This window comes from Siphonobacter sp., assembly GCF_048595215.1.
Lineage (GTDB): Bacteria > Bacteroidota > Bacteroidia > Cytophagales > Spirosomataceae > Siphonobacter.
In genome coordinates, this window is record NZ_JBMDWJ010000120.1 from 1 (window position 1) to 13,710 (window position 13,710).

The window sequence follows — 13,710 nt, forward strand, 5'->3', positions numbered from 1 at the left end:
CCCGACTTGAGGTATCACGGGAGGATGCTTTACGTTTTCTGAAACGCGAAGACTTTGCGTATGAAACCTCTCAGAAAGGCTGGCATCTGGTCTCATACCAGGGCCACGGACTAGGTTGGGTAAAGGTACTGCCCAATCGGCTGAATAATTACCTGCCCAAAGATTGGCGAATTCTAATGGATATTCGGGAGAATTAAATCGACCTTTACCGCAATAAAAAATCCCGTCAGTTCGTAGCTGACGGGATTTTTTATTGCGGTAAAAAACTACATTCCCTAGCCCTTCTTCACGTACAAAGCCAGATGGCGGTAACGCACGAACAGCGTAACGGTCAGGAAAATCATCCCGTAAGTTCCTTTCCAAAACAGAATCTCCAACATCACACCCGCCACCAGAAAGACCATGGCCGCGATGAAATAGTACATCAGCCAACGGGGTTTTCGCGAGAGTAACAACAGAGCGGGAATATTGAACGGATTGGTAATGAACATGCTGTAGTTCCAGTCGGTAATGCCATGTTGGGTACCAAACCAGAGCAGCGTATGAATAATGCCGAAAAGTCCCGTAATGAAGAGTAGCGTGCGGTCGAACGTACCCCCGGCTTTGATTTGTTTCCGTCGCAGAATCAGTATCAGCAAGGGCGACGCCATCACCAGCCAAAAAGCCGCAATCCAGAGGAAACTGGTTGGTTGGGGTTCCTCCTTAAACAGCGTATTGGTTTGCAGCACCAGTTTTTCTTTTCTGCCATCGGACCTTATGATCTGGGCCCGGTCGAAGAGTCGCAACAAGTTATTGGGAATGTAGGCGGCCTGTTGCATCGTCGTAATCCGATCGATGGGGTATCCCAGAGCCAGGTTTAGTCCTACGCGGGACCAGGGGCTGTCGGTCAGGTAATCATTCATCCAGTCCCGGTACGATCGGCCGACTAAAAAGGCATCCGTTGAATCGTAACGAATGCTACCTTGAGCGGCTTCGTATACCTTATCCCGGGGCCGCGTCGAGCAGTTGTCGTAATAGGGTCGGTACTGGTAGGTTTTATTCTGGGGCAGAGCGTTAAACTCCATGAGTTCAAACAACCGCTGTTTCTGCTCAGGGCTGAAGTTCAGTACCTGTTCTACGACGCCCCGGTTTTCCGATTTCCAGTACTCCAGCTGGCTGTATCGCGGGTCGGGATAATCCAGCGGCCCGGACGACAGTTGGTACGGCAGGTTTCCCCGCAGGAAGTTCCAGTAAAACCCAGACGCCCGGAAATCGAAGGTTCCGTAGTTATAGACCTGATCCAGGCCCAGTACCGGGTCATAAATCCAGATGGCCGTATGTCCGAAAAAGGTATAGATGTCGGCACCCGGACCCACCGTTAGCAAACTTACCTTCGCCTGTGGACTCAGTACCTGAGCCCTGGCCATAAACGAGAAACTAAGCAAACAAAAAAGAAGCAGACGACGCAAAACCATGGTGCAGGATTTGGGGCAAACGTATAAAAAGAACTTATTTTTCCAGTCCGGCCACAATCAGTACAAACTCGCCTTTCACGCGGTCGGCGTGTTGAGTGTAATGCTGGATGAGTTCGGTCAGGGTACCGCGTACGGTTTCTTCAAATACTTTGGTCAGTTCCCGGGAAATCGAAGCCGGTCGCTCGGGTCCGAATGCTTCGGCCAGTTGCTCGAGCGTTTTGACAATCCGGTGCGGCGACTCGTAGAAGACCATGGTCCGCTCCTCTTCAACTAATCCTTTAATACGCGTCTGACGACCTTTTTTCTGGGGCAGGAAGCCTTCGAACGTAAATCGGTCCGTAGGTAAACCGGAGTTGACCAGAGCTGGTACAAAGGCCGTTGCTCCGGGCAGGCATTCCACGTCAAGACCATTTTTGAGGCATTCACGCACCAGTAAAAAGCCGGGATCTGAAATACCAGGCGTACCCGCGTCCGAAACCAAAGCCAGCGTTTTTCCCGATTGAATCATCTTGACTACGCCCCCCGCCGACGCGTGTTCGTTGTGGGAATGGTGGGCCATCAGCGGTTTCTGAATGCCCAGATGTTTGAGCAACTGCCCGGTCGTACGGGTATCTTCCGCCAGAATGGCGTCCACACTTTGCAGTACTTTCAACGACCGCAGCGTAATATCATCCAAGTTGCCAATCGGCGTAGGAACCAGGTAAAGTTTCATGGAAAAGTTTTCCGTTTTCAGTTCATAGCTTTCGGAACATGCGTTCGCTTCGATGCCCTCTCTGAAAACGGCGTTTATGATTTATAATGCGATACCTTGGAGCACTTCCTTCACAGTACCATGCAGGTAATCCTTTGACAAACAAAGTACTTAGAGTAACTGATCGATTTCTTTCGCCATCTGGCGGTCTTTCTCCGTCACCAAATGCCCTGCGTCGTGCGAAGTCAGTGCGATGGTCACTTGGTTGTAAGCATTAGACCAGTCGGGATGGTGATTATGTTTTTCGGCAATGAACGCAACCCTGGTCTTAAAGGCAAAGGCTTCCGAAAAATCGTTGAATTCGAAGCTTCGCTGCAACTGATTTTCTTTTTCTTCCCACATGATTGACAAGTGATTTTAGGACAAACATACAGGCTCCCGACCGGGCTTTCCCAGCAAGGTGGCCTAATTTTTTAGATAGTCTGTCTTAGAAAATACATTTGCCAACCGTCAACGCTTGAGTCAAAAGACGATCTTTAACCCTTTAAACTATCAGTACCATGGATGAATACACCACCGAAACCGAGGCTATCAACGCATTAGCAGCCAAGGGTTTTACGGAAAGCTTCAGTATTGAAAATGGAGCCCTGAATTATGCTTCACTCGGGATGGTTCTGCACCCCGAAGATTTTGAAGTCGTAGAAGCGTATCGTTTTGAAGGTATTACCGATCCAGGTGATATGTCAGCGGTATACGCGATTGAATCGAAAGACGGAAAAAAAGGTGTACTGGTCATGGCTTATGGTCCTTACTCAGAACCCCTCTCCGCCGATTTGATTCAAAAACTGGACATGCGAAAAGGAGCCTTGGGCGGCAGTGATGCCATTGGTCAATAATGACACCGTGCTTATAAACGAAAAAGGAGCCTCATGAGGCTCCTTTTCTTGTTAAATAGCTCATTAAAGCTAAACGGGCAACTCTTCAGAGGAGTGTAATTTTCGTAAATCCAGCTCTCCCTCCCATTTGGATACGACTGCCGTAGCTACGGCATTCCCAATCACGGAGGTAGCAGAACGTCCCATATCCAGAATCTGATCAATGCCTAATAATAGAGCCAGACCCTCGATGGGCAGATCAAACATCGTCATGGTTCCGGCGATGATCACCAGCGAAGCACGGGGTACACCGGCAATTCCTTTACTACTCAGCATTAACGTAGCCAGCATCGTAAGTTGTTGAGCCGTCGATAAATCCTTTCCGTACGCCTGAGCAATGAAAGCCGTGGCGAAGGTCATGTACATCATCGAACCATCGAGATTGAAGGAATAACCCAGCGGCAGTACGAAGCTGATGATCTTTTCGGAACATCCATATTTTTTTAATGCCTCAATCGTCTGCGGCATGGAAGCCTCAGAACTAGCCGTACTGAAGGTCAGTAAAGCCGGATCTTTTACCAGACTTAGCAGTTTAAAGTACGGGATCTTGTTCACGAGACAGATAATCCAGAGTACGATGAACACGAAGAAGGCCAGACCCAGGAAGAAACTGAAGATCAGATACGCGTATCCGGCAAAAATGCCCAGTCCTTCGGTAGCCACGACGGCTGCAATAGCCCCAAATACGCCGAATGGAGCGAAGTTCATGACGTAGGAAACAATCTTGAACATGACGTGTGATACCGCGTCCAGACCTTTCACGACGACTTTGCCCGCATCACCAATGGCGGCGGTTGCAATACCGAAGAAGATCGAGAATACTACAATTTGTAGAATCTCATTACCCGCCATCGACTCGATGATACTCTGCGGGAAAATGTGGTACATGAACGATTCCAGGGAAAATTTCTTCGCTTCAATACCAGTATCCGTGCCCGTAGCCGGTAAAGGCAACTGCATCACTTTTCCGGGTTTGAGTACATTGACGACGGCCAGACCCGTCAGCAGGGAAAGAATGGTAGCAAACAGGAAGTAGCCCAACGTTTTTCCGCCAATCCGGCCTACCATCTTAAAATCGCCGAGTTTAGCAATGCCTACCACCAGCATGGAGAAAACCAGCGGTCCGATAATCATCTTAATCATCCGCAGAAAAACCTTACTGATAATTTGCAGGTTTTTGCTCCAGGTAGCCAGGGTTTCCTGATCGGCTGGGCTGCCCGAATCGTAGGACATGTGTACAATGTAACCCACGAGAACGCCTAACACTAAACCGATAAAAATTCGCCAGGTAATGGAAAGTTTCATAAAGAAAATTCAGGTAAAACAACGATGGAGTCTTTGCCCACTGGGTAAAGATAGCGGGTCCGATAGCCAGAATTTATCAGAGTAAACGGGTATTTTTCGCAAAAAGTACAAAAAAACTCGTCAAATAGAAGCCCTTTTTAGACCAATTCATTTGAAAGTTACCTACTTTCTCGTAGAATTGAGACGTGATTCCGGATCACATCCTCCACTGCCAATAGTCGCTATTCTATGCCTACAAAACTACCCCTGGAAGCTCAGCTGGAAGGTTTCTTTTTACGAACCTTACCTACCATTCCCTTTAACGTTAAAGAAATTTTTGTACAGATTATGCCCTGGTTAGCCCTGATCAACGGCATTCTAGGGTTGGCTTCGCTCATTCCGACCTATCAGAACTCCTTTGCTCGTTCCTATGGGATGACTTCATCCGTATACCTTGACGTCATTGGAAATATTATTGAGTCGGTTCTGATGCTGCTGGCGTTTAGTCCCCTTCGTATCAACCGCCGCAAAGGCTGGAATCTTTTGTACTTCTCCGTACTGATTGCTGTCACTTTTAGTGTTTTATCGGCTTTACTGAATATGCCCTGGGGTACGGGCGGTCTTATTTTTGCCGTCGTTTTCGCGGGCGTTGAACTCTGGATTCTCTTTCAGATTCGGGAACGTTACTACTAATTCATGCTCTTTTCGCCTGGTAAATCAGCCCCTGTTCACGTGGAATCAGGGGCTGATTTGCGTTTTAAGCCGTTTGTGTAGTTTTTGGCAACGAACCTTATCCAATCGTGCAGTTTTGTAAGTATCCTTTGACCATGACAACGTTCCCTTGGGAATTGTATATCTTACATTCATTTCTCCGCTTGTCCATCAATTTACGATCCGAATGAGTCAACCCTTACTCGAAGCCCGTCATGTGGTAAAACGCTATGCGACCCATACGGCCCTCAACGATGTATCGCTTTCCATTCCTCAAGGCTGCATTTTTGGTTTATTGGGTCCCAATGGAGCCGGCAAAACCTCACTCATCCGTATCATCAATCAGATCACGGCTCCCGATGAAGGGGAAATTCTGCTGCATGGTGAATCCCTGCAACCCAAACACATTGCCGATATTGGTTACCTGCCGGAAGAACGTGGCTTGTACAAGAAAATGAAAGTGGGTGATCAGCTCATTTACCTGGCCCGCCTTAAAGGTCTTTCGCAACGCGAAGCCACGGAACGTCTCAAGCAATGGTTTATCAAGTTCGACATCCGCGACTGGTGGGACAAAAAGGTGGAAGACCTCTCGAAAGGGATGGCTCAGAAATGTCAGTTCATTGCCACCATTGTGCATGATCCCAAGCTAATCATTCTCGATGAACCCTTTTCGGGGTTCGATCCGATCAATGCCAATTTGCTCAAAGATGAGATTCTGGAATTGAAAGCGAAGGGGGCTACCATCATCTTCTCCACGCACCGCATGGAATCCGTAGAGGAGCTGTGCGATCAAATTGCTCTAATCAACCGATCGCAGGTCGTACTGAAGGGTGACAAACGAGCCATCAAGCGGCAATTCATGGATCAGACCTATACGATTGAGTACGTGGGCACACCGGTCCTATCGGCGTATTATGAGCTGATCTCGTCCACAGAAGTAGAACCCGGCGTGTACCGCTCACAGGTTCGTATTTTACCGGGAGGCCACGTCAATGACTTACTGACTCAGTTGATTGCTCAGGTGGAACTCAAGCAATTCAGTGAACATGTGCCTTCTTTCAATGACATTTTTATTCAAGTCGTGGGTGAAACGCCAACCCAAGCCTTAATCCCTTAACCGATCCTGTTGCTATGAATAAGATTTTATTAATCCTCCAACGAGAATACCTGACCCGCGTTCGGAAAAAGTCCTTCTGGATCACAACGCTACTTACCCCCATTCTGATTACGGCCATCTACGCCATTCCGGCTCTCTTGTTTTTTGCGGGTAGCGATCAGAAAACGGTTGAAATTATTGATGAATCGGGGCTGTTCCAGCAACGCTTCAAAAATGGAAAAGACTACCAGTTTGCCTTCAAAAAAACGACCCTTACCAAAGCCAAAACCGATTTAAAAAGCAGTAAGGTTGCTGCTCTGGTATTTATTCCCCGCGACATCATCGACCATCCGAATGGCTTACAGATTTTCTCCGAAAAGAACGTAAGTCTGAGTCTGGAGAGCGATATCGAAAGCATTGTTCAGACCGAAGTCCGTAACCAGCGACTCAAGCGGGCGGGCATTGATATACAGGTTATTGAAGACAACCGCGTGAATGTCAACGCCGAAACGTATAGTCTGGAAGAAGGCGAAGAAAAATCCAGTCATGCGGGCGTAGCCATGGGATTGGGATACGTCGTATCCATCCTGCTGTATTTCATTGTCTTCATTTCAGGATCGCAGGTGATGAATGGGGTAATCGAAGAAAAAAGCAACCGGATCGTGGAAGTCATTGTCTCTTCGGTACGTCCTTCGGAACTCATGCTGGGAAAAATCCTGGGCGTGGGACTGGTTGGCTTAACGCAATTTTTATTGTGGATTGTCCTGACGATTTCTATTTCGAGCGTGACCTCCACCCTACTCAAATCCAAACTGGAAGCAAAAGCGAAAACCGAACTTAGTAGCAAGGCCAGTCAGCAGCAGGTAGAAGCCGCCGTCAAACAAATGAGCGAAGCCGGTCCGGGCTCAAAAGTGATGGGCCTTATGGATTCCATGGGTACCCTGCCCTGGGTAAAAATTCTGAGTTTGTTTTTATTCTACTACCTGGGAGGTTATTTGTTCTACAGCTCGCTGTTTGCGGCCGTCGGTTCGGCCGTTGAGAGCCCGCAAGAAGGGCAGCAGCTCATTTTTCCGGTTACCATTCCACTCATCATCAGTATGATGCTCATGAACTTTGTCGTGAACGAACCCGACAGTAAAGTAGCTTTCTGGGCGTCCATTATTCCCTTTACCTCGCCCATCAACATGATGGCCCGCGTACCGTTTGGGGTAGAATGGTGGGAATTAGGACTGTCGATGGTTTTACTGGTGGTTGGCTTTGTATTTACCACCTGGCTGGCTTCGCGTATTTATCGGGTAGGTATTCTGATGTACGGAAAGAAAGTAACCCTGAAGGAGTTATCAAAATGGGTGTTTTATAAAGCCTAAGCGGAACTACCTGGCGGATCTTTCGTTCGTTACCTACGCTTGTTTTAGAATGATCTTTACGATTCATCTGTCGAAGCGGTTAGCTAAAATCCTTCTTGTACAGGGACGAAATATACGCTTTCAGTAAATATCTTTTTCGAAAAGGTTACTGACTGAAAAAGAATCCTGGCGGGTAAGGTCTTTACACTCTGCTGGTTACTGACCCGCAAATGTCGGTATAAACCTTACTTCTCAAGGGAGCTTAACAGATTTTAACGCCTCCTGCCCCCTGGGTCGGAGGCTTTTTGCTATTTTTGGCTGATCTTTTCCCTACAACCATCACCCGAATTAGATTATTTAGCATAAAACTACTTCATGAAAAATTTCCAGCGGATCAATAACCTACTGGGTTGGAGTGTCTTCGCCATTGCTTTATTCACCTATACTATGACCGTCGAAGAGACGGCCAGTTTCTGGGATTGTGGTGAGTTCATTGCCTGTGCATTCAAATTACAAGTCCCGCACCCACCGGGAGCCCCCATCTTTTTGCTGATTGGCCGGATGTTTTCTTTGCTGGCTGGTAGCGATGTAACCCGGGTCGCCTACTGGGTAAACATGATGTCCGTACTGGCGAGTGCCTTTACGATTCTGTTCATGTTCTGGACATTAACCATGCTGGGACGCAAAATCGTAGCGAAGTCGGCGGATACCCTTACGCTCGGAGAATCCATTGGTGTACTCGGTGCCGGGCTAGTCGGTTCGTTGATTTACACCTTTAGCGATACGTTCTGGTTCTCCGCCGTTGAGGCCGAGGTATACGCTATGTCATCGTTCTTTACCGCTCTGGTATTCTGGGCGATGTATCGCTGGGAACTCATTGAAGATGAAGCAAAAGCCAATCGCTGGATCATTTTAATTGCCTATTTGACGGGCCTTTCCATCGGTATTCACTTACTGAACCTGGTAACCTTGCCCGCCCTGGCTCTGATCTACTATTTCAAAAAGAAGCAGAATCCAACGCTTATTGGAGGTATTGTATCCTTAATTATCGGCGTAGTCATCTTAGGAATCATCAACGCCGGTATCATTCCGGGTATTCCCGCCATGGCCTTTTCGATCGAAAAACTCTTCGTTAATTCCTTCGGACTACCTTACAATTCTGGTGTTATTTTCTTCGTCATCGTGTTTTTCGGAGCCGTCATTTATGGCGTTTGGTTTGCTCAGAAGAAAAAGAATCCGGTGTTAAGTACGGCCTTGCTTTCGCTGGCTTTCGTACTTATTGGGTACCTCTCCTATACGCAGGCACTGGTACGGGCGAACTACAATCCGCCCATCAATGAAAACAATCCTTCGGATGCCATCAATTACCTCAGCTACCTCCGTCGGGAACAATATGGCAGTCGCTCGCTGACGTATGGACCGCTCTTTACGGCTCGCGTTACGGACATCCGCCGTGGGGATCCGATGTACAAAATGGAAGGTGGTCAGTATAAAATTTACGACTACAAGCCCGAGTACGTTTGGGAAAAAGACCAGCAAATGGTATTGCCCCGTTTGTGGTCGCAACAGCCGGGTCATGCTCAACTATATGCCTCAATCCTGGGCCTCCCCCGCGATCCCAGCGATCAATCGCGGTTCGTAAAGCCCACCTTTGGACAGAACATTGGTTATATGTTTAGCCGCCAGATGGGCTTTATGTACATGCGATACTTCATGTGGAATTTCGCGGGTCGGGAAAGTGACTACGAATGGGCGGACTGGATGCCTCGTCTTAGCAATAAAGCGGCTCTGCCCGAAAGTATCAAGAATAATAAAGCTCACGATAATTTCTATTTCCTGCCGCTGATTCTGGGGCTGCTGGGCTTCTTTATCCAGTTCACCAAACGCGAAAAAGACTGGCTTGTCGTGGCGATCAGCTTCCTCATGACGGGTCTGGCACTGGTGGTGTTTCTGAACTCCCCCCCTACGGAGCCCCGCGAACGGGATTACATTTACGTAGGTTCGTTCTATTTCTTTGCTCTCTGGGCTGGATTAGGCGTACTGGCCTTGCAGCAGTTCCTGAGCAAAGTTTCCAAAAATACAGTTACTGCCGGCGTACTCGCCAGTGTACTTTCCTTGGGTGTACCCGTGATGATGGGTCCAAAGAGCTGGGATAACCACGACCGTTCGAACCGCTGGCACTCGGTAGACTTTGCCAAGAACATGCTGAGTTCCTGTGCTCCCAATGCCATTTTGTTCACGGGTGGGGATAACGACACCTTCCCGCTCTGGTACGTACAGGAAGTAGAAGGGTTCCGGACTGACGTTCGGGTATGTAACCTTTCGTTGCTGGGTACGGACTGGTACATTGATCAGATGAAGCGGCAAACCTACGAATCCAAACCGCTGCCGATTACACTCGAAATGGACAACTTCCGGACGGGTATTAATGATCAGATTCCGTTCTCGGAAAACCCGAACGTGAAAGACGGTATTGACCTCCAGGAATACATTCAGCTGGTGAAACAGAACAATCCTGCGATTCAGGTGCAGACGACGCTGGGTCAGATGAACGTATTACCTTCGTCCATCTTCTCACTGAAGCTGGATACGACGAAAATTCGTCAATCCGGCTTGGTTTCCAAAGAGTTTGAATCCCTACTCCCCGGCGATCGGATGAACTGGAGTTTCGGTCAGAACGACATCACGAAACCCGAACTGATTCAGCTTGACATCATTGCTCATAACAATTTTGAACGTCCGGTGTACTTCGCCTCTACGCTGGGTTCGCAGAGTTACCTGGGTCTGAAGGAGTTTTTGCAACTCGAAGGATACGCCTACCGACTCATGCCGTTTAAGGTACCCGGTGCCCGCGATGGCTTTGTTAACTCTGACATTATGTACAAAAACATGATGACGAAGATGGCTTGGCGGGAAATGAACAATCCGAACGTGTACTACGACGAAACCTACCGGGGAGCCCCGACGGTATCGGCCCGGATTGCGTTCTACCGACTCGCTACGCAACTGATTCAGGAAGGTAAACTAGCTGAAGCGAAAACGGTACTGAATCGCTGCTTGGAGGCCATTCCGGATAAAGCCATTCCTTACGATCAGATTTCGGTAAGTTTCATCGGGCCACTGATTTCGGTTGGCGAAAAAGCGAAAGCCCTGCAAATGGCGGAACTAATCATGAAACGGTCCGACGAAAACCTGAACTACTACATTGAATCCAATGGCGACAGTCAGGATATTCGGGTAAACCTGTATCAGATGAATCTAGTTGTCCAGCAATTGCACGATGCCAAACTCGAAACAGAGGCTAACAAATACGAAGCCATTTTCAACCGTCAGTATCAACGTTTAGGCAACCGCCTCGACGATGGTAGCGGAGCTGAATAATTGCTTTATTGCCACAAAAAAGCCCGTCTTACAAGACGGGCTTTTTTGTGTTTTCAGCCCAGGCAAAAGGTGCCAAAAGAGGGTTCTTCCCCTTATCAAACCTCAATCTAATCGCCTTCAAACCAAGTTTTTACGAAAAAGTACCCGTAATTTCTTCAGCCCTTATGCCGTAAATACACTCACGATGTAGTCAACATTTTCAAACAAGGATTGGGTAAATGGAATTTTCTAGTTATCTTAGAATGTTCCTTAACATGAAAACCAATAGACGTACCCAACTTTAGTACAGTATCGATTCGTACACCAAAGCTTGCTTTGTTACGCATCAAACCGGGATTACGTTTGCCATTACACCCGTTGCCTTATGATGGAACAACCTGAATTCGACGACCGCCCGGAAGCCACCCATGACTCTGTGAAGCGATTCGAAAAAATGTTGCAGAACCGGGAGGATTCGTTCTTCGATCTGGATACGTATGAACAAATCGTCGAACATTATTTAGAAGAGGGAAAATTAGAAGATGCTTTAAAAGCCTGCGAATACGGTTTATCTCAGTACCCTTACTCGTTGGAATTGATGCTGAATCAGGCCCAGATTATGGCCAATTTTCAACGGTACGATGAAGCCCTGGATTTGCTTGAACGTGCCGCCCTTTTCAATCCCCACGACTTAGATATTTTTTACTTACGCAGCACAGTCTATGGGCTCATCGGCGACTATGAGCATGCCATCGAGATGCTCAAGGAAGTCCTCGATTACGCCGAGGAAAAAGATGAAGTGCATTACCACCTGGGACTGGCTTACCAGCAGTGGGGAAAATTTGAAGAAGCCATTGAGCATTACCAGCAAGCCGTACACGGTGACCTGAGTAACGAAAATGCTCTGTATGAACTAGCGAACTGCTTGGACCAGTTGGGTAAGCTTGAAGAGAGTCTGCCGTATTACCTGGCTTTTACTGATCGCGATCCTTCTTCATATAATGCCTGGTATAACCTGGGTATTGCCTATTCAAAGCTTGAACGCTACGATGAAGCTGCCGAAGCCTATGAATATGCTACGTACCTGAAGAAAAACTTCGCGTCGGCGTATTATAACCTCGGTAATACGTACATGAATCTGGAGCGGTATCAGGAAGCTCAGGAAGCGTACGAAAAAACGCTTAAGTGCGAAGAACCGACCCCGGAGACGATCTGCTGCCTGGCGGCCAGTCTGGAAAAACAGCTGAACTACGAAGAGGCCATCAAACATTACAAGGAATCCATTCAGCTCGACCCGCTTTGGGATGAAGGATGGTACGGTGTCGGTGTCTGTTTGTATGAGATGAATAAGTGGTTTCAGGCTCTGCATTTTCTGCGGAAAGCTTTAAACCTGAACAAAAAAAATGCGGATTACTGGCTGGCCGTTGCTGAAACCGAACAGCGTATCGGCAATGCCATTTCCTCCGAAGAAGCGTACCGGGCTGGCGTAGAAGTGGCCCCCGAAGACGTAGAGATCTGGGTAAAATGGTCGATTCTGTATTACGAACAGGGCGATTTTGAAAGAGCGACTGACATCATTATGCAGGCTCTGGACGAATGTCCCGATGAAGCAGAATTATACTACCAGCTTACGGTTTACCTGATTCACGCCGGTAAGTTCCGGGAAGCTTTCTTATACCTGGAAACGGCCCTGACGCTTAATTACGACATGCACATTATGTTGTTTGAGTACTTCACGAATCTGGAAACGCAGAAAGCACTGTACAAGATTATTGAGCAGTACAAAAAAGAATAAGATTTTTGTTGTTAAACGGAAAAGACCCGGCCTACAACCGGGTCTTTTTTTATGCAGTTTTCTAGCAGAACAATCCCTATTCTATCTACTTCCAGCGGAAAATGAGGCTGACTACAAAAGTGACAAAAATCCATGGTTCCATTCAGGCCACTAAGCGAGTGTTTTGACTCCTACTCTGATTTAACTCAAAAAGACCCAAAACAGACAAAATATACACACAATAGATTCGATAATTCCGCTGGTTTGATTATTTTATACAATCAAAAGTTAATATATTTACACAAATATCAGAGCCATGAATTTTAATCGAGCGAGCGAAAAGTTGCAAATTTTAGCCGATGCTGCCAAGTATGACGTCTCCTGTGCGTCGAGCGGTGGTAATCGAAAAAATACCAACAAAGGATTAGGCGACAGTAAGGCCAATGGCATTTGTCACAGCTTTACGGAAGATGGCCGATGCGTTTCGCTGCTCAAAATTCTACTAACCAATCACTGTATTTACGACTGTGCCTTCTGCGTTTCCCGGAAAAGCAATGACATTCAGCGGGCAGCCTTTACGGTAGAGGAAGTCGTAGAACTCACCATTAATTTTTACCGTAGAAACTACATTGAAGGCCTTTTCCTGAGTTCCGGCATTTTCAAAAATGCTGACTATACCATGGAACGCCTGCTTCGAATTGTAAAAAAACTACGGCTGGAAGAACGTTTCAACGGGTACATTCATTTGAAAACGATTCCCGGAGCCAGTGAAGAACTGATCCAAGAAGCTGGTCTGTACGCCGACCGGATGAGTATTAACCTGGAGATGCCTACGGAGGCGGGTTTGAAAACGGTAGCTCCCGAGAAAAGCCACGAAGACGTCAAGAAACCGTTGCACTTCGTCAACCAGCACATTCAAGCGTATAATAGCGACCGAAAACTCATTCTTTCCACGCCCAAGTTTGTCCCCGCGGGTCAGAGTACGCAGATGGTCGTAGGAGCTACGCCCGAGTCAGACCTGGAAATTATGGCTACGGCTGATCAGTTTTATAAAGCCTA

Annotated in this window: 12 protein-coding genes; 8 read left to right on the forward strand and 4 right to left on the reverse strand. The window is 47.5% G+C overall.

Annotated features, from left to right (window positions below; genetic code table 11):
• Positions 1 to 197, forward strand: a 197-nt coding sequence (locus tag ACOJTG_RS07020) for a methyltransferase RsmF C-terminal domain-like protein (RefSeq protein ID WP_420153149.1), incomplete at its 5' end; no start/stop codon positions are given.
• 78 nt (positions 198 to 275) lie between these two features.
• Here the strand turns inward: ACOJTG_RS07020 and ACOJTG_RS07025 are convergent.
• The 3 genes from ACOJTG_RS07025 to ACOJTG_RS07035 form a co-directional block, all read right to left on the reverse strand.
• Positions 276 to 1,448 carry a DUF4105 domain-containing protein gene (locus tag ACOJTG_RS07025; protein ID WP_420153150.1) on the reverse strand — a complete coding sequence of 391 codons (1,173 nt, stop codon included), beginning with the start codon at positions 1,446 to 1,448 and terminating at the stop codon, positions 276 to 278.
• Positions 1,449 to 1,488: 40 nt separating this feature from the next.
• Positions 1,489 to 2,166, reverse strand: coding sequence for a 16S rRNA (cytidine(1402)-2'-O)-methyltransferase (gene rsmI / locus ACOJTG_RS07030; RefSeq protein WP_420153151.1), 678 nt, complete (start codon positions 2,164 to 2,166; stop codon positions 1,489 to 1,491).
• 150 nt (positions 2,167 to 2,316) lie between these two features.
• Positions 2,317 to 2,547 carry a 4a-hydroxytetrahydrobiopterin dehydratase gene (locus ACOJTG_RS07035; protein ID WP_420153152.1) on the reverse strand — a complete coding sequence of 77 codons (231 nt, stop codon included), beginning with the start codon at positions 2,545 to 2,547 and terminating at the stop codon, positions 2,317 to 2,319.
• Positions 2,548 to 2,705: 158 nt separating this feature from the next.
• On the opposite strand from ACOJTG_RS07035, the gene ACOJTG_RS07040 reads away from it, so the two are divergent.
• Positions 2,706 to 3,041, forward strand: coding sequence for a hypothetical protein (locus tag ACOJTG_RS07040; RefSeq protein WP_094808423.1), 336 nt, complete (start codon positions 2,706 to 2,708; stop codon positions 3,039 to 3,041).
• A gap of 69 nt (positions 3,042 to 3,110) precedes the next feature.
• Here ACOJTG_RS07040 and ACOJTG_RS07045 read toward each other — a convergent pair whose 3' ends face one another.
• Entirely contained in the window at positions 3,111 to 4,385 is a 1,275-nt protein-coding gene (locus ACOJTG_RS07045; RefSeq protein WP_420153153.1) for a dicarboxylate/amino acid:cation symporter, read from the reverse strand.
• A gap of 228 nt (positions 4,386 to 4,613) precedes the next feature.
• On the opposite strand from ACOJTG_RS07045, the gene ACOJTG_RS07050 reads away from it, so the two are divergent.
• The 6 genes from ACOJTG_RS07050 to ACOJTG_RS07075 all read left to right on the forward strand — a co-directional run.
• The gene (locus ACOJTG_RS07050; RefSeq protein WP_420153154.1) at positions 4,614 to 5,057 is read left to right on the forward strand and encodes a hypothetical protein; all 444 of its coding nucleotides are present in this window, start codon (positions 4,614 to 4,616) and stop codon (positions 5,055 to 5,057) included.
• A gap of 205 nt (positions 5,058 to 5,262) precedes the next feature.
• Positions 5,263 to 6,192 carry an ABC transporter ATP-binding protein gene (locus ACOJTG_RS07055; RefSeq protein WP_420153155.1) on the forward strand — a complete coding sequence of 310 codons (930 nt, stop codon included), beginning with the start codon at positions 5,263 to 5,265 and terminating at the stop codon, positions 6,190 to 6,192.
• A gap of 14 nt (positions 6,193 to 6,206) precedes the next feature.
• Positions 6,207 to 7,538 (forward strand): ABC transporter permease, encoded by a 1,332-nt coding sequence (locus tag ACOJTG_RS07060; RefSeq protein WP_420153156.1) that lies wholly within the window; start codon positions 6,207 to 6,209, stop codon positions 7,536 to 7,538.
• Between the two features lie 354 nt (positions 7,539 to 7,892).
• Entirely contained in the window at positions 7,893 to 10,898 is a 3,006-nt protein-coding gene (locus ACOJTG_RS07065) for a protein O-mannosyl-transferase family (protein ID WP_420153157.1), read from the forward strand.
• 364 nt (positions 10,899 to 11,262) lie between these two features.
• Positions 11,263 to 12,672 carry a tetratricopeptide repeat protein gene (locus tag ACOJTG_RS07070; protein WP_420153158.1) on the forward strand — a complete coding sequence of 470 codons (1,410 nt, stop codon included), beginning with the start codon at positions 11,263 to 11,265 and terminating at the stop codon, positions 12,670 to 12,672.
• Between the two features lie 295 nt (positions 12,673 to 12,967).
• Positions 12,968 to 13,710, forward strand: a 743-nt coding sequence (locus ACOJTG_RS07075; protein ID WP_420153159.1) for a putative DNA modification/repair radical SAM protein, incomplete at its 3' end; no start/stop codon positions are given.